Source organism: Lysinibacillus macroides, from assembly GCF_001281525.1.
GTDB lineage: Bacteria > Bacillota > Bacilli > Bacillales_A > Planococcaceae > Lysinibacillus > Lysinibacillus macroides.
Genome location: NZ_LGCI01000005.1, coordinates 1,268,825 through 1,293,990 on the forward strand (window position 1 = coordinate 1,268,825; position 25,166 = coordinate 1,293,990).

Annotated in this window: 19 protein-coding genes and 3 CRISPR repeat arrays (1 of these 22 cut by a window edge); of the genes, 16 read left to right on the forward strand and 3 right to left on the reverse strand. The window is 36.1% G+C overall.

Going from position 1 to position 25,166, the window contains the following annotated elements; genetic code table 11:
• Nucleotides 1-9 precede the first annotated feature (9 nt).
• Nucleotides 10-300, forward strand: a complete 291-nt coding sequence (gene cas2, locus ADM90_RS09035; protein ID WP_053994645.1) for a CRISPR-associated endonuclease Cas2 — start codon at nucleotides 10-12, stop codon at nucleotides 298-300.
• A 173-nt stretch (nucleotides 301-473) separates the two neighbouring features.
• Nucleotides 474-7,825: direct repeats of the CRISPR family, unit length 33 nt; unit sequence GTCTCTCTCTTTATGGAGAGAGTGGATTGAAAT.
• A 107-nt stretch (nucleotides 7,826-7,932) separates the two neighbouring features.
• Here cas2 (ADM90_RS09035) and istB read toward each other — a convergent pair.
• Both istB and ADM90_RS09045 read right to left on the reverse strand, forming a co-directional pair.
• Nucleotides 7,933-8,685 (reverse strand): IS21-like element helper ATPase IstB, encoded by a 753-nt coding sequence (gene istB / locus ADM90_RS09040; protein ID WP_053994646.1) that lies wholly within the window; start codon nucleotides 8,683-8,685, stop codon nucleotides 7,933-7,935.
• Nucleotides 8,682-8,930 (reverse strand): hypothetical protein, encoded by a 249-nt coding sequence (locus ADM90_RS09045; protein ID WP_053994647.1) that lies wholly within the window; start codon nucleotides 8,928-8,930, stop codon nucleotides 8,682-8,684. Before ADM90_RS09045 ends, istB begins: the two co-directional genes overlap by 4 nt.
• On the opposite strand from ADM90_RS09045, the gene ADM90_RS09050 reads away from it, so the two are divergent.
• From ADM90_RS09050 to ADM90_RS09115, 13 genes are all read left to right on the forward strand, one after another.
• Nucleotides 8,923-9,117 (forward strand): hypothetical protein, encoded by a 195-nt coding sequence (locus ADM90_RS09050; protein WP_053994648.1) that lies wholly within the window; start codon nucleotides 8,923-8,925, stop codon nucleotides 9,115-9,117. The two genes, ADM90_RS09045 and ADM90_RS09050, sit on opposite strands and share 8 nt — an antisense overlap.
• A complete protein-coding gene (gene tnpB / locus ADM90_RS09055) occupies nucleotides 9,114-9,467 on the forward strand; it encodes an IS66 family insertion sequence element accessory protein TnpB (protein ID WP_053994649.1) in 354 nt (117 codons plus the stop codon). The genes ADM90_RS09050 and tnpB overlap by 4 nt, the downstream gene beginning before the upstream one ends.
• Before the next feature lie 53 nt (nucleotides 9,468-9,520).
• Entirely contained in the window at nucleotides 9,521-11,113 is a 1,593-nt protein-coding gene (gene tnpC / locus ADM90_RS09060; protein WP_235473390.1) for an IS66 family transposase, read from the forward strand.
• Between the two features lie 333 nt (nucleotides 11,114-11,446).
• Nucleotides 11,447-11,804: a CRISPR direct-repeat array (repeat unit 30 nt; unit sequence ATTTACATTCCACTTAGTTAATGAAAAACC).
• Nucleotides 11,805-12,389: 585 nt separating this feature from the next.
• Entirely contained in the window at nucleotides 12,390-13,127 is a 738-nt protein-coding gene (gene cas6 / locus ADM90_RS09070) for a CRISPR-associated endoribonuclease Cas6 (protein ID WP_053994652.1), read from the forward strand.
• A gap of 12 nt (nucleotides 13,128-13,139) precedes the next feature.
• Nucleotides 13,140-14,837 (forward strand): Cas8a1 family CRISPR/Cas system-associated protein, encoded by a 1,698-nt coding sequence (locus tag ADM90_RS09075; RefSeq protein WP_235473393.1) that lies wholly within the window; start codon nucleotides 13,140-13,142, stop codon nucleotides 14,835-14,837.
• A complete protein-coding gene (cas7i, locus tag ADM90_RS09080) occupies nucleotides 14,830-15,708 on the forward strand; it encodes a type I-B CRISPR-associated protein Cas7/Cst2/DevR (RefSeq protein WP_053994653.1) in 879 nt (292 codons plus the stop codon). Before ADM90_RS09075 ends, cas7i begins: the two co-directional genes overlap by 8 nt.
• A gap of 12 nt (nucleotides 15,709-15,720) precedes the next feature.
• Nucleotides 15,721-16,458 (forward strand): type I-B CRISPR-associated protein Cas5b, encoded by a 738-nt coding sequence (gene cas5b / locus ADM90_RS09085; RefSeq protein ID WP_053994654.1) that lies wholly within the window; start codon nucleotides 15,721-15,723, stop codon nucleotides 16,456-16,458.
• Between the two features lie 47 nt (nucleotides 16,459-16,505).
• On the forward strand, nucleotides 16,506-18,761 hold the full coding sequence (locus ADM90_RS09090; RefSeq protein ID WP_053994655.1) for a CRISPR-associated helicase/endonuclease Cas3: 2,256 nt from the start codon (nucleotides 16,506-16,508) through the stop codon (nucleotides 18,759-18,761).
• A 20-nt stretch (nucleotides 18,762-18,781) separates the two neighbouring features.
• Nucleotides 18,782-19,294 (forward strand): CRISPR-associated protein Cas4, encoded by a 513-nt coding sequence (gene cas4 / locus ADM90_RS09095; RefSeq protein ID WP_053994656.1) that lies wholly within the window; start codon nucleotides 18,782-18,784, stop codon nucleotides 19,292-19,294.
• The gene (gene cas1b / locus ADM90_RS09100) at nucleotides 19,291-20,301 is read left to right on the forward strand and encodes a type I-B CRISPR-associated endonuclease Cas1b (RefSeq protein ID WP_053994657.1); all 1,011 of its coding nucleotides are present in this window, start codon (nucleotides 19,291-19,293) and stop codon (nucleotides 20,299-20,301) included. The genes cas4 and cas1b overlap by 4 nt, the downstream gene beginning before the upstream one ends.
• Nucleotides 20,279-20,542, forward strand: coding sequence for a CRISPR-associated endonuclease Cas2 (gene cas2, locus ADM90_RS09105; RefSeq protein WP_053994658.1), 264 nt, complete (start codon nucleotides 20,279-20,281; stop codon nucleotides 20,540-20,542). Before cas1b ends, cas2 (ADM90_RS09105) begins: the two co-directional genes overlap by 23 nt.
• Nucleotides 20,543-21,200: 658 nt before the next feature.
• Entirely contained in the window at nucleotides 21,201-22,481 is a 1,281-nt protein-coding gene (locus tag ADM90_RS09110; RefSeq protein WP_053994659.1) for an S-layer homology domain-containing protein, read from the forward strand.
• 13 nt (nucleotides 22,482-22,494) lie between these two features.
• Nucleotides 22,495-22,857, forward strand: a complete 363-nt coding sequence (locus tag ADM90_RS09115; protein ID WP_053994660.1) for a hypothetical protein — start codon at nucleotides 22,495-22,497, stop codon at nucleotides 22,855-22,857.
• 1 nt (nucleotide 22,858) lies between these two features.
• On the opposite strand, the gene ADM90_RS09120 is transcribed toward ADM90_RS09115, so the two are convergent.
• Nucleotides 22,859-23,979 (reverse strand): IS3 family transposase gene (locus tag ADM90_RS09120; protein ID WP_152927986.1). Its coding sequence is split into 2 segments (ribosomal slippage): nucleotides 22,859-23,730 and nucleotides 23,730-23,979, totalling 1,122 coding nucleotides; the frame shifts between segments, so codons are not numbered across the junction.
• 90 nt (nucleotides 23,980-24,069) lie between these two features.
• Here ADM90_RS09120 and ADM90_RS24480 point away from each other — a divergent pair.
• Entirely contained in the window at nucleotides 24,070-24,315 is a 246-nt protein-coding gene (locus ADM90_RS24480; protein ID WP_268766622.1) for an ADP-ribosyltransferase, read from the forward strand.
• Entirely contained in the window at nucleotides 24,308-24,433 is a 126-nt protein-coding gene (locus ADM90_RS25325) for a hypothetical protein (protein ID WP_268766611.1), read from the forward strand. The genes ADM90_RS24480 and ADM90_RS25325 overlap by 8 nt, the downstream gene beginning before the upstream one ends.
• Before the next feature lie 268 nt (nucleotides 24,434-24,701).
• Nucleotides 24,702-25,166: a CRISPR direct-repeat array (repeat unit 29 nt; unit sequence GTTTTTCATTAACTAAGTGGAATATAAAT) (it continues 2,370 nt past the right edge of the window).

Sequence of the window (25,166 nt, forward strand, 5' to 3'; positions counted from 1 at the left end):
GGAATTGATATGCTAGTATTGGTCACGTATGATGTTGCAACAAAATCAACCTCGGGTCAAAAGAGACTAAGAAAAGTCGCAAAAATATGTGAAAACTATGGTTTGCGTGTACAAAATTCTGTTTTTGAATGTATAGTAGACGCCACACAATTTAAACAGTTAAAATTACAATTAGTGGATAGCATTGATCCTGATATAGATAGTTTGCGCTTTTATCAATTAGGAAATCGTTATCACTCGAAGGTAGAGCATATCGGAGCTAAGGAAAGCTTTAACGTGGAAGATACTCTAATTTTATAGTGAAAAATCGATCGGTGCGAATGTGAAGCAAACATGATTTCCCAGAGGGATTCGCACCTCTATCTTCGAAAATTATCCATTGAATTGGAAATGAATCTAGGATAATATGACCTTATCCCATAGTTTTTTAGTGAAAAATAGTTATATTTATTAACTTTTAATTATTTTTCACCGTCTCTCTCTTTATGGAGAGAGTGGATTGAAATAACTTTTTTGTCATATCTACCCATTACCAAGCAGTCTCTCTCTTTATGGAGAGAGTGGATTGAAATTAACACATCTACAACAATACTGTTGCCTGCTTGGTCTCTCTCTTTATGGAGAGAGTGGATTGAAATATTTGCATTATTTTCATTTTCCACCATTTTTCACGTCTCTCTCTTTATGGAGAGAGTGGATTGAAATTGCGTGCTCCACCCAGGGCGTTTCGCACAAGACCGTCTCTCTCTTTATGGAGAGAGTGGATTGAAATCCCCTCTCTCCTCTTAAATTTTAAAGGCTACCCAGTCTCTCTCTTTATGGAGAGAGTGGATTGAAATTAAAAGATTTAGTGGAAGAGAGCGAAAATGCAGGTCTCTCTCTTTATGGAGAGAGTGGATTGAAATATTGCCTCAAAACCTTAACTGCTGTACAATTAAATCGTCTCTCTCTTTATGGAGAGAGTGGATTGAAATTCCCAAATGACAACTCGTGGTTTCCAAACGCCTAGTCTCTCTCTTTATGGAGAGAGTGGATTGAAATAAGTGATTCAATCCTCTTTAACGCACCTGTTAACGGTCTCTCTCTTTATGGAGAGAGTGGATTGAAATTTACTCAAAGACCATTTGACTATTGCAAGTATCAGTCTCTCTCTTTATGGAGAGAGTGGATTGAAATCAAAATGCCGAAAATACTTTTTTACTGATTTCTGTCTCTCTCTTTATGGAGAGAGTGGATTGAAATGCCATCATAGGCAATTTTACGTCACCGTCAGGGTCGTCTCTCTCTTTATGGAGAGAGTGGATTGAAATACGTGCATCTAGCACCTCATAGCTATTTGTATAGCGTCTCTCTCTTTATGGAGAGAGTGGATTGAAATGCGTAACTCGGCTAGTAAACCTTCATCAATCGCTGTCTCTCTCTTTATGGAGAGAGTGGATTGAAATATCATCACGAACTGCCATATACACATTTAGTTTTGTCTCTCTCTTTATGGAGAGAGTGGATTGAAATACATTTGTAGTTACAATTGAGACAATTCAAGGCAGTCTCTCTCTTTATGGAGAGAGTGGATTGAAATATCCATGTACGTATGTATTATTTAACAAACTTGCAGTCTCTCTCTTTATGGAGAGAGTGGATTGAAATACACTATCCATATCATCTGATGCAGTATCAACAGTCTCTCTCTTTATGGAGAGAGTGGATTGAAATTAGATGAAGCATAGCAATAAATAGTTTATCATCGTCTCTCTCTTTATGGAGAGAGTGGATTGAAATCGTATAAACATGTACCTACTAACAAAGGTAGTCCGTCTCTCTCTTTATGGAGAGAGTGGATTGAAATTTATTGCATAATTATACTGTATATACAATTTTCGTCTCTCTCTTTATGGAGAGAGTGGATTGAAATTGTATGCCTTAATATAAAGACAAGCCAAACAACGTCTCTCTCTTTATGGAGAGAGTGGATTGAAATTCAGCAGATTCGAGATGAAAAAAAGGTTTATCTAACGTCTCTCTCTTTATGGAGAGAGTGGATTGAAATTTAAAAATACCGAAACCAAAAAGCCTTGCCTTTGTCTCTCTCTTTATGGAGAGAGTGGATTGAAATTATTTCCAAAAGCAAGTACCGATCCGCAAGGAAGTCTCTCTCTTTATGGAGAGAGTGGATTGAAATACTCTCATTATGAGAGTGTGGATTGAAATACTCTCATTATGAGAGTGTGGATTGAAATAATTGTCTCTCTCTTTATGGAGAGAGTGGATTGAAATACGGCTGAAGATTTGCTTACGGCTGGGGTTGCTTGTCTCTCTCTTTATGGAGAGAGTGGATTGAAATTTGAACGCTTCCATTTTTTGCAACTTCCACTGTTGTCTCTCTCTTTATGGAGAGAGTGGATTGAAATATAGTCACCACTACCATTACACATGGGACATTCGTCTCTCTCTTTATGGAGAGAGTGGATTGAAATTTAAAAATACCGAAACCAAAAAGCCTTGCCTTTTGTCTCTCTCTTTATGGAGAGAGTGGATTGAAATTAATAATATTGAATTATATGAATAGTTGCAATAGTCTCTCTCTTTATGGAGAGAGTGGATTGAAATACATTATCCATATCATCTGACACAACTGAACATGGTCTCTCTCTTTATGGAGAGAGTGGATTGAAATACATGCAGTATCAACAATACCAATACCAATACCGTCTCTCTCTTTATGGAGAGAGTGGATTGAAATAACGCAAGTGCATCGGAAAAAGTTAACAATAGTGTCTCTCTCTTTATGGAGAGAGTGGATTGAAATTGCACAACGCCTTTTTTACCAATCAAATGACTATAAGTCTCTCTCTTTATGGAGAGAGTGGATTGAAATCTCTCACCTCCTTTATCCATATATTACTATAAGTCTCTCTCTTTATGGAGAGAGTGGATTGAAATCTCTCACCTCCTTTATCCATATATTACTATAAGTCTCTCTCTTTATGGAGAGAGTGGATTGAAATCTCTCACCTCCTTTATCCATATATTACTATAAGTCTCTCTCTTTATGGAGAGAGTGGATTGAAATCTCTCACCTCCTTTATCCATATATTACTATAAGTCTCTCTCTTTATGGAGAGAGTGGATTGAAATCTCTCACCTCCTTTATCCATATATTACTATAAGTCTCTCTCTTTATGGAGAGAGTGGATTGAAATATCTCACCTCCTTTATCCATATATTACTATAAGTCTCTCTCTTTATGGAGAGAGTGGATTGAAATAAAAAAACGAAAGGAGAATCGATATGGCAAGTTATAGTCTCTCTCTTTATGGAGAGAGTGGATTGAAATACACCGTTTTTTAGCGTGTAAATTGGTTGTAATTGTCTCTCTCTTTATGGAGAGAGTGGATTGAAATGTTTGCCCACTCTTCCCATGAAATATTACCATCAAGTCTCTCTCTTTATGGAGAGAGTGGATTGAAATTATATTTTTGTTTTTGATTTCACCAACACCACATGTCTCTCTCTTTATGGAGAGAGTGGATTGAAATCAATGAAGCACCAAACAAGACACCGAACAAACGGTCTCTCTCTTTATGGAGAGAGTGGATTGAAATTGTTAAAAATGTATCTAATGGCATACTGTTTTTTGTCTCTCTCTTTATGGAGAGAGTGGATTGAAATATTTGTGGTAATATTTGGAATAACAGAAAAACAGTCTCTCTCTTTATGGAGAGAGTGGATTGAAATAACGTTATCATGCTCAAAAGTAACCAACAAAATATGTCTCTCTCTTTATGGAGAGAGTGGATTGAAATTACTTGCCCACCACCTTTTGCCCTATAACAATATGTCTCTCTCTTTATGGAGAGAGTGGATTGAAATAGCATATTGCAGGCATGTCAAACTACGTTGACTTGTCTCTCTCTTTATGGAGAGAGTGGATTGAAATAGCATATTGCAGGCATGTCAAACTACGTTGACTTGTCTCTCTCTTTATGGAGAGAGTGGATTGAAATTATTGATCTCAGACGTTCTCAACTAGTTATTAATGTCTCTCTCTTTATGGAGAGAGTGGATTGAAATAGATAGTGTAGAATGAAGTTAGTTAATAAATCGTCTCTCTCTTTATGGAGAGAGTGGATTGAAATAAAGATGCTAAATTTACATTAAAAGCTGTTAGTGTCTCTCTCTTTATGGAGAGAGTGGATTGAAATTTACCCTTGAATCCTATATAAGCTCTATATCGCGTCTCTCTCTTTATGGAGAGAGTGGATTGAAATTTTACTATCTGGCGTTACAACCTCTTGTGGTTGCTGTCTCTCTCTTTATGGAGAGAGTGGATTGAAATCACAGAGCATTGGAAGGCTTTTATATTGAAAGGGTCTCTCTCTTTATGGAGAGAGTGGATTGAAATAAATACTGCAGGGTCATCAAATGACACGATAGGTGTCTCTCTCTTTATGGAGAGAGTGGATTGAAATCACAGAGCATTGGAAGGCTTTTATATTGAAAGGGTCTCTCTCTTTATGGAGAGAGTGGATTGAAATTCTGTGGAAGGCTCACAAACCACGTCATTACTAGGTCTCTCTCTTTATGGAGAGAGTGGATTGAAATAAATACTGCAGGGTCATCAAATGAAACGATAGGTGTCTCTCTCTTTATGGAGAGAGTGGATTGAAATAAATCAATAACATAATAAATTATGTTTACAAACAGTCTCTCTCTTTATGGAGAGAGTGGATTGAAATTTTTTTAGTGAGCTGTTTTACTTGGTTAGCCACGTCTCTCTCTTTATGGAGAGAGTGGATTGAAATGCCAAACATGGTGGTGGTGACATGAGCTATACTGTCTCTCTCTTTATGGAGAGAGTGGATTGAAATAAAAAAGGCTACTAAAAAGGGCGATATTGATAAGCGTCTCTCTCTTTATGGAGAGAGTGGATTGAAATTTTAATTACTATGATCTGACATAGTAGACCATGAGTCTCTCTCTTTATGGAGAGAGTGGATTGAAATATTTTCGCTAAGAACCATTCCTTATAACCGTTTGTGTCTCTCTCTTTATGGAGAGAGTGGATTGAAATACATTTGTAGTTACAATTGAGACAATTCAAGGCAGTCTCTCTCTTTATGGAGAGAGTGGATTGAAATTTCAAATAAGGAGTGAAATTATGACTGACTTTACGTCTCTCTCTTTATGGAGAGAGTGGATTGAAATATCTCGAATCTGCTGAGAATAGAAATCAATTATGTCTCTCTCTTTATGGAGAGAGTGGATTGAAATACGGCGATAATTGTGTTGGTGGACTAGTCGGAGTCTCTCTCTTTATGGAGAGAGTGGATTGAAATCTCAAACACTCGTTAACGAGATTACTCTTTTGGTCTCTCTCTTTATGGAGAGAGTGGATTGAAATTCAAGGCACTATACAACGTTATGTTGACGGCACTAGTCTCTCTCTTTATGGAGAGAGTGGATTGAAATAAGAACTCGAACAAAAAGAAGGAGAATCCGTAGCGTCTCTCTCTTTATGGAGAGAGTGGATTGAAATCGCGTACTTTTATTGTAGTAAGTTTGACTGAAATGTCTCTCTCTTTATGGAGAGAGTGGATTGAAATCCTGCCAATGTTTCATGACATTGCTCAACTGCCGTCTCTCTCTTTATGGAGAGAGTGGATTGAAATCCGGACGAGGGACGAGGGCCTAACAATCCGTTGGCACGTCTCTCTCTTTATGGAGAGAGTGGATTGAAATAGTTTTTTAAAAATGGTGAAAGGCAGCCAGGTACAAGTCTCTCTCTTTATGGAGAGAGTGGATTGAAATAAAGCTAACATGCAGATTATCTCTAAAAAGATGGGTCTCTCTCTTTATGGAGAGAGTGGATTGAAATTAAACAAGCAAATAATATTATGAGTCTTGGCAATGGTCTCTCTCTTTATGGAGAGAGTGGATTGAAATTAAACAAGCAAATAATATTATGAGTCTTGGCAATGGTCTCTCTCTTTATGGAGAGAGTGGATTGAAATTCTCACTTGTACATACGTCCTGCCGTCCATGATAGTCTCTCTCTTTATGGAGAGAGTGGATTGAAATGAAATCATGCAGAGAGCGTCATTTGAGTTGTATGAGTCTCTCTCTTTATGGAGAGAGTGGATTGAAATTTATCATCCAGTATTAGTTAATATAACATGATCACCTGGTCTCTCTCTTTATGGAGAGAGTGGATTGAAATTTATAGTGACTTTAATAATTATTATAAGGGATATAGTCTCTCTCTTTATGGAGAGAGTGGATTGAAATCAATGCGTTTGATCCTGTGTTATTTGGATTGCCGTCTCTCTCTTTATGGAGAGAGTGGATTGAAATTCGTTAGTGCTTCACGTAATTTTTCGTTTGCGCGTCTCTCTCTTTATGGAGAGAGTGGATTGAAATTTATACTCATTTTTCAATGTAAGGGATGGAAAGTCTCTCTCTTTATGGAGAGAGTGGATTGAAATGACAATTGAAGGATTTATTAGACGATGGGATATTAGTCTCTCTCTTTATGGAGAGAGTGGATTGAAATCTCCTAATTTTTAGTAAATGGTAGTTTAATATCGTCTCTCTCTTTATGGAGAGAGTGGATTGAAATAATACCCCATGATTCACGGCCAGCACCCCAGCCAGTCTCTCTCTTTATGGAGAGAGTGGATTGAAATTTCCTGCACCTCTAAAGTGAATAAAATCGGCTCGTCTCTCTCTTTATGGAGAGAGTGGATTGAAATTTACCACTAGCAACGGCTCCCATGCTGTTATCCAAGTCTCTCTCTTTATGGAGAGAGTGGATTGAAATACTTATCACAGTTAGTAGAGCTATTCGTAAGCGTCTCTCTCTTTATGGAGAGAGTGGATTGAAATCACGCGATAGCAAATTTACAACATCACAAGATATGTCTCTCTCTTTATGGAGAGAGTGGATTGAAATTGTAAACTTTTGGCTCGTCGCAACCAAAGGTAGGTCTCTCTCTTTATGGAGAGAGTGGATTGAAATCACAACGCATCATCCAGCTTGGGATGCTAAAAACGTCTCTCTCTTTATGGAGAGAGTGGATTGAAATCATAACAGAATCAGGTAATGTCACATAACGTTTCGTCTCTCTCTTTATGGAGAGAGTGGATTGAAATCTCACCTCGCTTTCTTTTCTTTAAAAACTCAATCGGTCTCTCTCTTTATGGAGAGAGTGGATTGAAATAGTACATTAAAACCCATCTTTTTTGAAATATAAGTCTCTCTCTTTATGGAGAGAGTGGATTGAAATAAGATATAGACATTTCATATGAATTGGATATTGCTGTCTCTCTCTTTATGGAGAGAGTGGATTGAAATCAATCTGGCAGCGCGTTGACTGTTACGGTGTCAAGTCTCTCTCTTTATGGAGAGAGTGGGTTGAAATCAATCTGGCAGCGCGTTTACTGTTACGGTGTCAAGTCTCTCTCTTTATGGAGAGAGTGGGTTGAAATCAATCTGGCAGCGCGTTTACTGTTACGGTGTCAAGTCTCTCTCTTTATGGAGAGAGTGGATTGAAATAAGATATAGACATAGACATTTCATATGAATTGGATATTGCTGTCTCTCTCTTTATGGAGAGAGTGGATTGAAATCAATCTGGCAGCGCGTTTACTGTTACGGTGTCAAGTCTCTCTCTTTATGGAGAGAGTGGATTGAAATAAAGATGCTGCCACAATAAGCGTTAGATGTATTGTCTCTCTCTTTATGGAGAGAGTGGATTGAAATAAAGATGCTGCCACAATAAGCGTTAGATGTATTGTCTCTCTCTTTATGGAGAGAGTGGATTGAAATGGATAGTAAGTTGAAAGCGCCGTTTGAACGTTTTGGTCTCTCTCTTTATGGAGATATAAATGTCAACACCAATATGTACATTTTTGCTCGTTTAAGGGTGTACAAAATTACTCGTTTGTTGCTAAATGATTTTTCAGTCGGTATGAATCTCCAACGATTGTGACAACGCTTGCGTGATGTAAAATACGATCTAAAATGGCATTCGCTAACTTTGGTTCCAAGAAGATTTGATCCCAATCTTTGAAGTTCGTATTTGTTGTAAAGATAGTACTACGTTTCTCATACCTTGCATCAATCAACTGGAAAAATAGCTTTGCATCCTCCGGATCAATCGGTAAATAACCAATCTCATCAATGATTAATAACTTATATTTTGTATAATGTTTCAGACGGCTCTCCAAGCGATTTTCAAGGCGAGCCCTTTTTAGATTTTGAATTAAATCATGACACTTAATAAAATACGTACTTGTGCGCTTTTTCGCAGCTGTAATCCCTATTGCTGTGGCCAAGTGGGTCTTGCCGACACCACTTGTACCGAGAAAAACAATGTTTTCATTGGCTTCGATAAAACGAAGCGTTTGAAAATCGTACATTTGCTGCGGATTGACACTTGGTTGAAAGTCGAATTCAAAATCCTTCATTTCCTTTAAATGCGGGAAGGCTGCGACTCTCACCATCGCGTGAATCATATTTTGCTCACGTACATCTATTTCATAATTCGTCAATTTGATTAACGTATCCGTAAAGGACAATTGATTCTTAATACTGAAGTCAATGACTTCATTCAAATGGAGTCCCATTTGCTTTAGTTTTAGATACGCTAAATTTTGTTGTAATTGCTGATAATTCGTTGTACTCATTTATACATTTCTCCAATCGCTTTTAAGTTTTGTTTTGCTAAATCATCAATATCAGGATAGGTCGGCATCGCAGCTTGAATTCCGGCTTTATAATGCGCTTCTTGATAATTGATTTTTGCTTCACTAATTTTGTGTTGGGCAATCAGTTCCATGGTAAGCCCGTAATCAAATAACGCATATAAAACACCAGGCACCTCCGGTACGATAAACGTATCAATTAAAGGAGGTGCCCTATTTATGTCCACAAACAAATTAACCATAGTTCCCGTCAAACTTGATCCTCTTTCAACGGAAAGTTCTTCGTTCCCTTCTTCGAGAATGACCGCTGCACCAGCTTGTATTGTAAAAATGGGAGTAGCTGAAGTTACCTTTTATCATGGCGTAAATGAGCACATCATCCAAACGGTTATGAAGGAGCTGAAAAGTCGATGAGGCATGATTTTACGGATGTGCAAAACATTTATATGATTTGTGGGAAGACAGATATGCGAAAAGGCATCGATGGTCTCGCAACACTGATTCAAGATTCTTTCGAATTAGATCCTTATAGTGATTCTATTTTTCTCTTTTCAGGATGGAGTAAGGATCGCTATAAATGTTTGTATTTTGATGGAGATGGCTTCGCTATGCTTTACAAGCGATTAGATCAGGGCAAACTTCAATGGCCAAAAGATGAAAAAGAGGTACGAAGCCTTTCACAACAGGAACTACGCTGGTTGTTAGAAGGATTATCCTTACAACAACCAAAGGCCATTGCAAAATCTGCAAAAAGTATCTTTTAATCAACGTTTCCTTAATGGTATAATCATCCATAACTTATCTTGAACGAAATGTGGTGAATGATTTGGAAAATGCCTCCACGAAACAGACTGAACGATTAATTCAATTGTTAGAGCAACAATTAGCACATTCGAATGAACAGAATGACGAATTAACCAATAAATTGGATCAATCACTTAAACAAATTGAAGTATTAACGGAACAAGTCCGCCAATTAACAAAGGCTTTATATCGCTCCAAATCAGAGAAATCCAAGTATCAAGCGCCCGATGGGCAAGTTTCTTTATTTGAAAATGACCCGTCTTTTAACGAATCTGAGCAGACAGAAGAACAAAGCACCGAAGCAGTTAGTTATACGATTACTCGCAAAAAGACAAATAAAAAACGAAATGATTCGTTTCATGAAGAGATAGAAATGGAAGAAATTCATCATCACCCTGCTCATTTAGTTTGTGACTGTTGTCGTGGGGAAATGGTTGAATTCACTTCCATCTTGGTACGTGAAGAAGCAAGGTTCATTCCGGCTACGATGAAACGTGTGCAGCATTTTGAACATGTATACGAGTGTAAATCATGTAAAAAAGATGCCCTACAAAAAGCACAAATCAAACGTGGGAAAGCACCACAAGGTGCGATTCAAAGAAGTATTGCCGGCCCTACAGTATTGGCGAAGCTTATTTACGATAAATTTATTCAGTACTTACCTCTTTATCGTCAGGTAAATGAGTGGGAACGCCATGGCTTATATACAAACGATAAAAATTTGTCTAACTGGGTAATACGTGTGGCAGAAGATTGGCTTCAACCACTTTACGATTTAATGAAGCAGCTAGTAACGGAAAAATCTGTGCTTCATATAGATGAAACCTATGCACAAATCATTAAGCGTTCTGATGGAAAATCAGCACAATCAAACGCCTATAATTGGGTATGTCGTAGTGTCCAGAGTGAAGGGTTTATTATCGTTTTATTTAAGAGTGCCCTTTCTCGTAGGCGAGCCGTCTTGGAAGATTTAATCAAGGGTTTTAAAGGCACTGTCATCTGTGATGGGTATTCAGCATATAGTCAATTACCTCATGTTCAGTTCGCCAACTGTTGGGCACATGTACGTCGTTATTGGTTAAAAGCTGACAGTAAAAATGGACGAATAGGCGTGGCATATTGTGATCGGTTATTTCAGATTGAGCGTAAAATTAAGCACTTTTCATTAGAAGAGCGTGTGCAAATTCGCCAACAAGAAGCAAAGCCGATTGTGGATGAATTTTTTGATTGGATTGATCGCTCGCCATTCTTTGGTAAAAACGCTATTGCGAAAGCAGCTGAATATACATTGAGCCGCAAAGCAGCGTTAATGATGTTTCTTGAAAACGGAAATGTGGCCATTGATAACAATCCAGCTGAAAATGCGATTCATCCAAATGTCATGGGTCGAAAAAACTGGCTTTTCTCTGTTAGTGAAGCAGGTGCGAAAGCAAATGCCATTTGTTTAAGTTTAGCTGAAACAGCTAAGGCAAACGGAATTGATTTTTATCAGTACTTGGTAAAGTTGATGACAGAGTTACCCAATGTACTGTTTCACCAGCAACCTGAAATTTTACATAACTATCTACCATGGTCAGAAAATATTCAAGCCACATGTGCAAAATAGCCAGCCAGCTGAAAAAAATTCAGCTAGCTGGCCATTCGTCATGCGTACCATTAAGGTGCGCTATTTTTTTATATTTCGGGCTTACAAAACACCAAGCACCTCCGGTACGATAAACGTATCAATTAAAGGAGGTGCCTGGTGTTTTATATGCGTTCGATTCCTTCAAAAAAATAACTACAATAGTGAAAATAATGATAGGTGTTATTTTTATTGTACATAAGTAACAAAAGATCTGATAAGAAAATCATACTTGGTAGTAGCTTAGGCAAATTTATACTCCACTTGGTTAATCGAGAAAGTTGCTAGTTCTGTTTCGAAACCTCGATAGATTAACTTTATATTCCACTTAGTTAATGAAAAACGGGATACCCTGATTGCTCCAGTCAAATACATAGACGCCATTTACATTCCACTTAGTTAATGAAAAACCTTCGGCAGCAGCCCCTTTACTGCTGTCAGTAGTTATTTACATTCCACTTAGTTAATGAAAAACCGAGTTTTCAATGTCCGCGCGCTGTGTCGGCAGCGTTATTTACATTCCACTTAGTTAATGAAAAACTTTTCCCCGAGCCAGCACCTGCCATAATGAGTAACGGATTTACATTCCACTTAGTTAATGAAAAACCTGTTCTTCCTCTACCGTTGCTGGTGCTGGTGGTACATTTACATTCCACTTAGTTAATGAAAAACCCACCTTAATCATAATCAAAAAACCCTTATTTTTCAACGCTTTAGTGGGTTGGGTATGGCAGTGAATTTTAGTAATTTGCAGCCAATCGGTAGTCTGAAAATTTACCTTTGACATCAATGTGCCGTAAAGCTAGGGATGGCGCACTTTGAAGCAATTTTGTGTAAAAAATGATTCACTGCAATCTTATTAAAGTATGCCTTCAAAACCTTTTTTACATCATAGCTTATTTTTGAGGTAGTTCTAGTACATATTCCTTTAACAGCTTTTTTGAACAGGTGAAAGATAAAATTTACGTTCCACATAGTTAATAGAAAATAAAGATGATTTTCAAACAAATTAAATTTCATTAAAACAAACACATTTATATTCCACTTAGTTGCTTAAAATTTCATTATCTCAAGAATGACAATAAAAATACATGAGAATATCATCCTAATAAAATTTTAATCCAGTGTAAGTTTTTATTAATTTATTTTTAAGAAAATATAATATTGAATATTTGGAAAAAACAGATTAATATAATAGTAAATTTATCCTTATTTCTTTAATATGAGGATAGATTTAGTTTTACAAGGAGGTGAAAAAATGAGGATACAAATTATCGCTGAGACTAAGAAGATTCCAAGACATTATCATTTTATCGGTGTAAGCATTGTAAAAGCTGGCTTATCCTTGGCTAATCCAGAGCTAATGGAAAGCATGTATAATTTTGAGGGAAATCAAGCGAATAAAATGATGCGTCCTTTTACAGGCGCGATTTATTTAAATGGTTATACGCTAGAGCATGAAGAGTTTACGATTCATCAAGATATCCGCATTACGATTTCCTCTTCCGATATAGCATTTATGCTTACCCTTTATAATGGCTTGCTTGTGCAACAACACATCCAGTACAAGTCATACACATTAAATATTAAAGACGTTAAGTTTCTACCTGAAAAATTACCAACAAAGTCCCAAGCTTTATTTAGGACTAATAGCACCATTGTTATGAAGGATAAAAATAATCAATATCTCAATATAGATGACCCGAATTATGAGAAGGAATTAAACTATGCTGCAAATGAATGCTTGAAGTCGATTGTTGGACGAGCATTACATCAACCACTTGTTTTTACACCTGTCGCCATGCAAAAAAAGGTAGTGCAATTAAAGCATGATAAATTTATCAACTTAAATGCGAAAGGAATTCTTTATCTTAATGGGTTTGAAGGAAGCTTTGTGTTAGGTGGGCATGCTGAAGATTTAGCTTTGTTAACTCAAGTGGGGCTAGGCTTTAGAAGATCACAAATGCTTGGCTGTATTGAGATGATCAATGAATAGGAGGTGAAGTAAATGATTGAACTACAATTGGAGGAAACGATTTACAATGCCAGTATACTTGGGATTTGCCGTGTTTTTAAATACGCAAAATTGGATTACAAAGAAGATGGTCAAACCATCCGCTTTCCAGAAAGTAACTTAGACAATTTTCATGAGCATTATTTTGCCTACTTAGCGAATGAGTATGAACATGAAACAAACTACTATCGAATGACGAATGGTGTTATAAGCGACTTTTTGCAAAAAGCAAAGAAAGATATTGTAGATGCTAAAAATTTAACGCGCTTAAATGACCATATTGATAAAGTAAAGTATTGGCTATCGTCAAATAGCTATAAAAATGTGTATCCATTTTTATCTGCCATTCCTTTTGATTTTTTAGAAGCAGGGAAGAGTTTGAAAAAGGTGACACAAAAGAAAAGTGAGACACTTGAGCAAATACAGCCACAAATTGCCGAGGCTGTAGATGCATTATTAGAAATTGTGGAGCATTTAAAGCATGCGGATGCCAAACGCTATATTGTACCGCGCGTTCTTTCATATCAAGTCATTCAAAGTTTCTGGTCAAATGTGTCATTTTTAAATAGCACAGCGAGCAAAAAGGATTTATATGAAGAATATTTTAACTACTTCATTCAGCCTGCACAGGATTTTTTAGCATCTAAAAAGGATGTTAAAAAATATGAGAAAAACAAGCTAACATGCGCGTGTTGTGATAATAAAATGAAAACGGTTTCAAAGGCATTTGATCTTACTTGGGTACAAAATTTAGGTGTTGATGGAGCAAGGAAATCTTCACATTATTGGAACCATCAGCGCAATCTATTTATTTGCCCAATATGTAATATTGTGTACAGTTGCTTGCCATTAGGGTTTACGTTGAAAAATGGGGTAGGTCTATTTATTAATAATAATCAATCGTTTAAGGAGTTATACGCTTATAATAAAATTCAACTGCGAGATGCTCAAGGAGAAGAATATACGCGCGATAAGCTTGAGGCAATGGCGTACTCAAAGATTGTTGATGAAATGTACCAACATGCTGAAAACAAGAAAAACGTTGAAATTGACAATATTCAAATTGTTAAGTATGACCGAAATCATGATACAAGACCATATACATTTAATATGCTGTCACGTGAAAAAGCACAACAGCTTTATAACAGTCGCAAAGATTTTCATTATTTAACAGGAAAGTTTACGAAGGAAAATGGGGAATATATTAGCTTGTATCAAGAGGTGATTCGCCGTTTTTACAACGGGCAAAGTCTTTATGATTTATTGTATCGTTTATTACGTTTAAAAGTAGAAGAAGACTATAAAGATATATTTTCTATCCATAGAATTTTGAAAATTTCGAATTATGGGTTGGAGGAGGAGAAGCGGATGACAGATCAAGAGCTAAGAGGCATTCGTATTAGTGGTTATGAGCTGAGAAAATTATATAGAGGACAAGATCCAAAATTAAATGCAATTTCACACCGTTTGTTAAACGCTCTAAAAGTGAAAAATCCAAATAAATTTATGGAAACAATTGTACAAGCTTATAACTATAAACGTCATGAAAAATTAGGTATACCACTATTTTTTACGAAAGCATTAAATAATCCAGAAAAATTCCAAACGATTGGTTATGCATTTTTAATTGGACTAAATGGGGCGGAATTTGAGCAAAAGGATAAAGCGAAGGAGGAGAAAGAACATGAATAAAAAGGGACTAACAATTAGCATTATATTCGAAGCGGAAAGTGCGAACTATGGTGAAGGCGTAGGGAATGTGGCTTCGTTGAAAAAGATTTCACGCGGAGATCATGAAGTTTACACGTACATTTCTCGACAAGCATTGCGCTATAACATTGTTGATCAAATGGGTGTGAATAATACGCCATTAGGAGTGGATGGCTCTGTTATCCAATTTCACCCAGAGACAACTATTGCAGACTATCCAGAAATTGATTTGTTCGGCTATATGAAAACAGTAAAGCCAACAAAAACCCGTGCTGCGGTTGCTCGTTTATCCAATGCAGTTGCGCTTGAAAGTTATAATACAGATTTAGAGTTTTTAACAAATAAAGGATTATTTGACCGCCATCAAAGTGCCGCTACAGGGGGAGAATTAAGAGGAGGCAATATTGCACAAAGTGAAATCCATAAATCCTTTTATGCGTATACATTGACGATTGATTTAGATAAAGTCGGCATTGATGCAAATGATCAAATCGAGATTCCGTTAGAAGAGCGGGCAAATCGTGTAATTTCATTGCTTCGTACATTGAAGTTTTTATATCGAGATATTAAAGGACGACGTGAAAATTTAGCACCAATTTTGGCAATCGGTGGTGTCTATGATTTGAAAAACCCATTTTTCGAAAACCGCTTAAAACTTCAAAATAATAGGCTTGCGGTATCGACGGTTGAAGGTATTTTGGCATTGGATATCCATATTCAAGAAAATACTCATGTTGGTTTAGTGAAAGGCTTATTAGCGAATGACGATGAAATTGAGCAACATTTACAGGCAAGGCCAATGGCAGATTTCTTTGTACAGCTGGAGCAAGCTGTTACAGACTATTATAAATAAGCAGGTGAGTAAATGAAGGGGATTCGAATTGAGGCTTATCAGAACTTGGTGAACTATAAAAAGCCGACGAGTTTTCAAATAAAGGAATCGTATCCATTGCCCCCGTACTCAACTGTTATTGGTATGGTGCATGCGGCATGTGGCTTTACAAGCTATGTACCAATGCAGGTGAGTATTCAAGGCAAATACCATTCAAAGGTTAACGATTTATGGACACGTTATGAGTTTGCGTGTAGTTCATACGAGCAAGGACGTCACCAACTAAAAGTCAAGTTATCCGATGGCAAAGCTCATGGAATCACACGAGGAGTTTCTACAACAGAGCTACTAGTAGATGTAGAGCTCGTTTTACATATTGTACCAGAGGATGAGCAGTATATCCCGATAATTGTCGAAGCACTAAAATCACCTGCGGAATATCTATCTTTAGGCAGACGTGAGGATTTATTGCAGGTGAATGTGGTGAAAGAGGTGGAGATCGCAATAGAAAGAACGAAGCGACATAAGACAGTCCCATACGATATTTTTATACCACATACGATGGTAGAAGAAAGAGATATTTACAAAAAAAATGGGACATCTTATCGTTTAAATAAAACATATGAATTAATCGAAATTGCTAAAGGAAAGCAAATTCGCCAATGGGAAAAAGTGAATGTGTTTCATGTTCCAGCTACACCCACAAATGCAATGTATGGGCGCAAGGAATTAGAGTTTGATGAAGACGGTTTTACGATATTTTTAGCATAGGGATGGGGGCATGCTCTCCATTCTTTTTTCACAAAGGGGATAGCTATATGTTTAAAAAGCTATTAGCAAAATCAGCTAAAAAAGATAAGCCAGCACAAACAATTGCTGAGCACACAAATGAACTGATTAAACAGTGGGATTTATTTGGTAAAATATATCCAAGTGCATTGTCAGATAAAGATTGGAAAATTTTATTGCTTGCAGTAAAGTATCATGATGTAGGGAAAGCAAACACCAAGTTTCAAAATAAAGTGCATGATATAGAAGAAAGAATTAAAGACTTGTTTCCTGAATTCGCTGAAATTCCCCATGGTTATGTAAGTTGTGCATTTATACCAATTGATGATTTATTGGAACAATATAGCGAGGAAGAAGTTACTATATTGATTTTAGCTGTATATTATCATCATGAACGCGAGGAGCAAAATTTTGATGACAGCAATGAGGATATTGAAAAGGAGTTAGGGCAATATGTTCCGATGTTAGTTGAGGATTTCGGCACATTTGATACAACGAAAGATCTTGCTATTCGTGAAGAACCCATATTTGATTATGAGGAATTCACTGAACGCAAGTATCTCCGAAATCGTAATCATCTTAATCATTTCGTACGAATCAAAGGATTATTAAACAAACTAGACTACGCAGCAAGCGGGAATTATGAAGTCGAGGTTCCGCCTGAGAAGTTGCCACAAAAGATGGAGAAATATTTTCGCGAAAAAGGTCACGATAAGAATGAATTGCAAGAGCATTTGTATCATCGCCAACAAGCTAATCATGTAGTCATTGCTTCAACAGGCATTGGGAAAACAGAAGCAGCTCTATGGTGGCTAGGTAATGATAAAGGCATTTTCACATTGCCGTTGAAAGTGTCTATTAATGCGATTTATGATAGATTAATTGCAGAAATTGGCTGTAATAGGAAGACTACAGGCTTATTGCATAGTGATATGCATGCTGAGTATGTGAAGCGTGCAGATGACCAAGACCTTGATTTAGTTACGGTCACACATGCAAAAAATCTATCAATGCCATTAACAGTGACAACCATCGACCAAATTATTGATTTTGTTGGGCTGTATCCAGGCTTTGAAATGAAGCTCGCTACATTGTCTTACAGCAAAATCATTATTGATGAAATTCAAATGTATAGCCCGCGATTAGCCGCCTTTATTGTACTAGGGTTGAAATATATTACGGATATGGGTGGGAAATTTTTAATTATGACGGCGACATTACCGCCACTTTTCGTAGAAGCATTAAAGCGGTTAGACGTTCCATTTGAAAAACCAGGCAAACCATTTTTAAAACGAAATTCAGATAATCAGCCAATTAAGCGTCACGTTATGCAAATCGTTGAAAAAGATTTAACAAAAGAAGAAATTTTAAAGCATGCCCTGAATCGAAAAGTATTAATTATTGTGAATACGGTGACGAAAGCGCAACAGTTATATCAGGCGTTTCAAGCTACTGAGATAGCCGTTTCCTTATTACATGGACGTTTTATAAGCCAGCATCGAAAAGAAAAGGAAGATGCTATTCTAAAATTAGGAAAAAGAATTTGTACATGTACAGGAATATGGATTACAACACAGTTAGTAGAGGCGAGCGTTAATATTGATTTTGATGTTTTGTTTACTGAGCTTTCAGATGCATCAGGCTTATTTCAACGTATGGGGCGTGTGTATCGTGAACGAGATTATTTGGAAAACATCCCGAATATTTATGTTTTTACAGGGGAGCCACTACCATCAGGCATTGCAAATACTAGAAGATCTATTGTGGATTATACGATTTATGAGAAGTCAAAAGAAGTATTATTACAATACAACAATCAATTAATTGATGAACAAACTAAAATGGATATCGTGGAGCAAGTGTATAGTAGAGAGGCGCTAGGCGAAGTGTGCGACTATATGAAAACATTTGATGAAACATTAGCTTGGTATAAGGATCTATTACCTTATCAAGAGGAAGAAAAGCCTACACTACGAGATATACAAAATCAATTAGTGATACCATATGTAATTTATAATCAAAATAGAACAAAAATAGATGATATAAATGAACAAATTTCAGAGAAATTGCCATTAGATCAGCGTATTAAATTGTTAATTGAGCTACAAAAATTCACCGTGCCAATTGCAACTTGGGCATATGACAATGCAAGAAAACGAAAAAATGGAGAGATTTCCTCAACAATTAGAGTCGACCGCTTTACAGAATATCCTATTATTACTTATCAGTACACGGAAGACCAAGGATTAATCTTTGAAAATGATTACGATGCATTATTCCAATAATCCTGAGGGAGTGAAAGTATATGCAATGGGATGATTTACAGGCAACAGGCTTGCAGGTCCAATATTTCAAAGTATGCGAGCGTAAATTATGGCTACATTCACATCAACTTGGTTTTGAGGATGAAGATGATCGTGTACAACAGGGGAAAGTGCTACATGATACATCCTACCAACGTCAAAAATCGAAAGAAGTGTTAATCGACAATTTAATTCGTATTGATATGATGGATAAGAAATATGTTGGAGAAGTGAAATCGAGTAGTAAAATGGTGGAGGCTGATAAAGCACAGCTTTTATATTATTTATTTGTGCTGGAACAAATGGGTATTAATCGAAAGGGAAAAATTCATTATCCAAAAGAGAAACGTGTAGATGAGATTGAATTAACGAATGAGGATCGAAAGAAAATTCCACAATGGTTAGCTCAAATTCAACAAATTATTCAGCTAGACAAGCCACCAAAGAAGAAAAAATTCAGGTATTGTACTAAATGTGCTTATTATTCTTTCTGTTGGGTAGGTGAAGAAGAATGAAAAATGTTTATTTATTTAATAATGGAAGAATTCAGAGAAAAGATTCTACGATTTCTTTAGTGCTTGAGGATGGTACGAAAAAAGCATTGCCAATCGAAAATACAGAAAACCTTCATGTATTTGCAGAAATGGACTTTAATACGTCTTTTTTCAACTTAATGAATCAAAAAGATGTGATGCTACATTTTTATAATTATTATGGCTACTATTCAGGTAGTTACATACCTAGACGAAAAAAAGTAGCAGGCTTTGTTGATGTTCAACAGGCAGCGCATGTGCTAGATATTAATAAGAGATTATATATTGCCCAACAATTTGTCTATAGTGCTATTCATCATATGTTGCGCAATGTTCGTCGCTACAAGGATGAAGTAGCACCATTCATCCATGAAATCGAGCAGCTAAAGAAACAAGTAGCGGATGCTTCAGATATACAAACCCTCATGGGCATTGAAGGGAAAATTCGCTTTACTTACTATCAATGCTTTAATGCTATCATTAAAAATCCAGATTTCCAATTCACTAAAAGAGAAAAACGCCCACCCACAAATCCTATCAATGCGCTTATTTCGTTTGGCAATAGTTTAATGTATACAGCCGTATTATCTGAAATGTACAAAACGCAATTAAATCCTACTATCAGCTATTTGCATGAGCCTGGCTCACGAAGATATTCCTTATCACTAGATTTAGCAGAAATTTTTAAACCATTACTAATGGATAATTTGATTTTTATGTTAATTAATAAAAAAATGATTCGTGCAGAACATTTCGAATATGTTGAAGAGCATATTTGTCTGTTAAATGAAATGGGGCGTAAAATTTTTATCGCCGAATTTGAAAAGCGTATGAGCACAACAGTTAAACATCGAAAATTAAACCGGCAAACTTCATATCGTTTTTTAATTCGGTTAGAATGTTATAAGCTCATTAAGCATCTAATTGGCGATGAAGATTATAAAGCATTGAAGGCGTGGTGGTGGTATGTACGTGCTAGTTGCTTATGATGTGGATATAAAACGTGTAGGGAAGGTTCATAAAGTGTTGAAAAAATATTTAACGTGGACACAAAATTCCTTATTTGAAGGAGAAATTACAGAAGGGCTTTTAAAGCAATGCTTAGCCGAGCTCGCCACAAAAGCCAATCCCCATGTTGATTCTATTTATGTCTATCGAATTGCTAATCCAAAAAACATGAAAAAAACGGTCTACGGTGTAGAAAAAGATTTTGAAAGTATGTTTTTATAGAGGTTAAATAAGAAAAAGAGAATCTATAGGAGTTAATCAACTCTTGCCAAAATGGAATCTAATAGATTCTCTTTTATAAGATTGCAGTGAATCACTTTTTAACACAAAATCACTTCAAAGCACACCACATCTGACTTTACGGCATGTTTGGGTCAATGGCCAATCTTTAGACTACCGATTGGCTGCAAATTACTCAAATCTGCTGCTACCACTAACCTATCAAACCGTTGAAAAATAAGGGTTTTTTGATTATGATTAAGGTGGGTTTTTCATTAACTAAGTGGAATATAAATCTACTTGATTAGCGAGCACTAAGAGTAATGCGATTAACGTTTTTCATTAACTAAGTGGAATATAAATCGCTTTATCAATCAGCTTTTTGTCTACTGCTTGTTGTTTTTCATTAACTAAGTGGAATATAAATTAGCTTTTACACGCATTTTTAAGCTAGTTGCTGTAGGTTTTTCATTAACTAAGTGGAATATAAATTTAATAATGACATTCGTGGATGCCTCGTCATTTTTACGTTTTTCATTAACTAAGTGGAATATAAATTTATAGATACGTTTACAAAAGTAGACGATGCGGCTAAAGCAGGCTTTATGGCTGACATCCAATACTTACAAAAATAAGAACATAGAATCGGAGGATTTCAATTATGAAAAAGAAGAATTTATTTTTAATGGCAACTACTGCAATGCTAATGACACCAGCACTTTGTGTAGGATTTAATCCTGTAACAGCTGAAGCTAGTACAACTTTTAAAGATGTTAAAAGCAGTCACTGGGCTTATGGTGACATCTCTAAGGTAGCTCAAAAGGGTTATTTAAAGGGTTATGAAGATGGTACATTCCGACCTAGCAATCAAGTAACTCGTTCAGAGTTTGCAGCTATTCTGTCTCGTATATTAGGAGTAGAAGCGACTAAGAAAAACTCTTTCTCTGATGTACCATCTAATCACTGGGCTTACGATTCAATTAACAAAGGTATCAGTGCTGGATTCATTGAAGCAGGAACAGGTAAATTCGAACCTAATAAAGCTATGACTCGTGCAGAGATGGCTACATGGTTGACTAAAGGGTTAGCTAGTAAACATTCTGAATATACAACTATTGTCAATACAATGGCTAAGTCAGACCTTACACTGATTCCTATTCCAGAAACATATAAAGGTGGGGTAAATAAGAAAGATTTACCTTATATCGGTGTAGCTATTGGTACGGGATTATTAAACGGTTATTCTGATTCTACATTCAAACCTAATGGCAATACAACACGTGCAGAAGTTGCCAGTATCATCACACGCTATTTAAATGTAATTGAAAAGAAACCAACCGACTTTTCAGAATTACAAGAACTTGTTGAAGTAGCTGAAACAGGGACTAACATGGTGACTGTTGCTAATATTAAAGTTCATGAGCAATCTGATGGTACATTTATGGATTTACGAAAAGAATGGTATGAACAGCGTTCAGGTATCGGTAAAGCTCGAGTTAACCGCACTATCCTAGTAGATACTACTAATCCTAAAAATATTAAAGGCGTTTACCGATACATGTTTACTGCTAGTAGCTTTAATGCTCAAGTGATGGATAAGGAACCTGTTTATTTAGCATTTAATGAACATGTATTTGTAGCCAGTAAATCTACTCCTAATGCTCTTGACTACACAATGGAGTCTAATAAACCAGAGTTACTAAACAGTACAGTAGATCCTATACCTAGCTACAAATCTTTTGGTTTCCCAGAGGGTTCTATTTACTCTGTTAACCAATGGAGTGATGAATTAAATAAACAAGTTAATGGTTGGAATATTAAACCTGGAGATGAAGTTACTATGTGGTTCAGCTCTTGGGTAGATAAATTCAATGATGCTGATTTTTACACTATTAGCCACTTAGTTAATGGGAAAAGCTATACCTTCATGTCTCCACTCTAAGGAGTGATTGTTAGTGAGAAGAAAAATTCTCATTGAACTATTATTGTTACTATTTTTAGTGACAATAAGTATAAACACCAGTACAGCTTTTGCAGCTAAGCCTAACACTCAGACCATTACAATACCGGTAGAATCTGATTCTGTAGATGCGAAACCAGTAGTCTGGTATTATCAACAAGATAAAGGTCATTTTAAAGTATTAAATACTGTTGGTGGAGAATTGACGTCTGCTAATGAGGGGAGTGATAATTCACCGTTCCCTAAACAAACGGAAGTTCATCAACATCTTAATATAAAGGACTATCCAGCAACTACCTATAGATTTACATTCCACTTAGTTAATGAAAAACTGAAAGTTTTGGTATGTCAACACTAAACTAGACAATTTTTTTAAGGTGTCTATGTTTGTACTCAATTGGGCTTTCATATCCAAGGGTTCCATGAATTCTTATGCTATTAAACCAGTGAACATAGTCCTTTAACTCCCTTGTTAATTCTTCTAAACTACTAAAATGTCTGCCCTTCACAAACTCTGTTTTGATGATTTTGAATGTTGCTTCAGCTACTGCATTATCATACGGGCAGCCCTTCATACTTAAGGATCGTTGGATATTAAAAGTCTTTAAAGCATCATCAATCAAATTATTTTTAAACTCATTTCCACGATCCGTATGAAAAAGCTGTATCTTATTAAGATCGACTTTGATAGAAGCTAACGCACGATAAACGAGTAATGCATCTTTATTTGGCCCTGTACTAAAACCGACGATTTCCCGATTAAAGAGATCGACAAAGACACATACGTAGTTCCATTTTTGATTGACTCTTACGTACGTTAAATCGCTAACGATTGTGGTCATTTCTTGTTCCTGTGCGAATGCACGATTTAGTTCATTTGTTTGTTCTGATTCATTACAGGATTTTGTATGTGGTTTAAATTGAGCGATTGTGTATGAAGAAACGAGACCCTGCTCCTGCATGATGCGCCCAATTCTTCGCCTGGAAACAATATGACCGCGCTTTTTTAATTCTACTTTGATTTTACGTGTTCCATAGTTCTGACGGCTTGCGTGAAAAATATCGATTACATCAGAGGTAACGGGATCCTCCGATACTCTTTCTTTTGCTTCATAATAATAAGTACTTCTAGGGATTTGCAGGACTTTGCACATTGCTGATATCGAGTATTTGTGTTGATTATTCTTGATTACATTTACTTTCGTCCTAGTATCAGCGCGGCTTGCTTTAAAATGTCATTTTCCATTTCTAGTTGCTTGTTTCTTTTTCGGAGTTCCATCAATTCTTTTTGTTCATCTGTTAAATTGTCTTTCTCCTTAAAAGAACCTGATTTTTGACTCTGACTCACCCACTTGTCTAAAGATGAAGGAGTAAGATCATATTCACGAATAATCTCTTTTCTTGGTTTTCCATTTTGGTACAGCTGCACGATCTGTTGCTTGAAATCTTCAGTAAATGTTCGGCGTTCTCTTTTAGTCATGTAGATTCTCCTCAAATGTGTTATTTGTAGTCTACTTGACCTTAAAAATTCTGTCCAACTAAGTGTAGCCTATCCAGTTTAATTGATTTTATATCATCCTATGAAATTGGTAAAATAATTAGTGAACCGAGTTATACCTCAACATCTAAAGGTGTTTATGATGATATGGACGATGTTAGATTAGTTATTCAGAATGCGAAAAATGGTGTTGATTTAAAAGGATATAATGATAGTGAACAAGAAGTACTATACAAACGTGGTACACGATTCAAAGTAATAGATATTCAAACTGTAGAAGATAAATTATTGATTATTTTGGAGGAATACGATGAATAAGAAGTATGAACCATTCGAACACCCAAGATGGCGTGATAACCCTGTTTTTGAAGTTGTAGGCGAGTTTCCATTAACCGAAGAGCAAAAAAACGCAAAGAGCAATCTGATAAAGAAGTAGCTGAATTTTTGAAAAACCGTAAGAAAAATAAGAAAGCGTAAAGCACTTGACTATAAAAGGTTGAGTGTTTTTATTTTGGTCAAAATCCCAAGCGCTTAGGAATTTAGAAAGAGAGGATGAAATCATATGTCATTTGAAAAACCATCTCCACCACCCCAACCTGCAAGACCAGCAACAGAAAAGGAATCACTAAAAGAGGGAATAATGTATATTCCACAAATGTTACCTAAAGGACAAGTACGCTACAGCCAGTCATCTTATGTAGGTGGTTTTTCATTAACTAAGTGGAATATAAATACACGACTTCACATTCAAAGTATATAAGTCGAAGGATGTTTTTCATTAACTAAGTGGAATATAAATAAAAGAAAGATACAGAAGAAACAACTACAAAAAAAGTTTTTCATTAACTAAGTGGAATATAAATCGCTCAAAAGAACGTGACTTGAAAACTCATTGCTCGTTTTTCATTAACTAAGTGGAATATAAATGGGCTTTGTTGTGTCATTTAATACGCTTGTCATGAGTTTTTCATTAACTAAGTGGAATATAAATTGTTTTCGATCGACAAAATTGAGCGTGAGGCAAATTGTTTTTCATTAACTAAGTGGAATATAAATTTATGATGTAGATACCAATGACATAATTCATGCGAGTTTTTCATTAACTAAGTGGAATATAAATATGCATAGTCACCGCGAGCATGTTGTTTGCCTACTATGTTTTTCATTAA

Bases quoted from the DNA above. Each gene is read 5' to 3' on its own strand.
- ADM90_RS25325 (WP_268766611.1), top strand. From the start codon at position 24,308: ATGAATAAGAAGTATGAACCATTCGAACACCCAAGATGGCGTGATAAC.
- cas2 (WP_053994658.1), top strand. From the start codon at position 20,279: ATGTACGTGCTAGTTGCTTATGATGTGGATATAAAACGTGTAGGGAAG.
- cas6 (WP_053994652.1), top strand. From the start codon at position 12,390: ATGAGGATACAAATTATCGCTGAGACTAAGAAGATTCCAAGACATTAT.
- tnpB (WP_053994649.1), top strand. From the start codon at position 9,114: ATGAGGCATGATTTTACGGATGTGCAAAACATTTATATGATTTGTGGG.
- cas1b (WP_053994657.1), top strand. From the start codon at position 19,291: ATGAAAAATGTTTATTTATTTAATAATGGAAGAATTCAGAGAAAAGAT.
- cas7i (WP_053994653.1), top strand. From the start codon at position 14,830: ATGAATAAAAAGGGACTAACAATTAGCATTATATTCGAAGCGGAAAGT.
- ADM90_RS09090 (WP_053994655.1), top strand. From the start codon at position 16,506: ATGTTTAAAAAGCTATTAGCAAAATCAGCTAAAAAAGATAAGCCAGCA.
- istB (WP_053994646.1), bottom strand. From the start codon at position 8,685: ATGAGTACAACGAATTATCAGCAATTACAACAAAATTTAGCGTATCTA.
- cas4 (WP_053994656.1), top strand. From the start codon at position 18,782: ATGCAATGGGATGATTTACAGGCAACAGGCTTGCAGGTCCAATATTTC.
- ADM90_RS09075 (WP_235473393.1), top strand. From the start codon at position 13,140: ATGATTGAACTACAATTGGAGGAAACGATTTACAATGCCAGTATACTT.
- cas2 (WP_053994645.1), top strand. From the start codon at position 10: ATGCTAGTATTGGTCACGTATGATGTTGCAACAAAATCAACCTCGGGT.
- ADM90_RS09050 (WP_053994648.1), top strand. From the start codon at position 8,923: ATGTCCACAAACAAATTAACCATAGTTCCCGTCAAACTTGATCCTCTT.
- cas5b (WP_053994654.1), top strand. From the start codon at position 15,721: ATGAAGGGGATTCGAATTGAGGCTTATCAGAACTTGGTGAACTATAAA.
- ADM90_RS09110 (WP_053994659.1), top strand. From the start codon at position 21,201: ATGAAAAAGAAGAATTTATTTTTAATGGCAACTACTGCAATGCTAATG.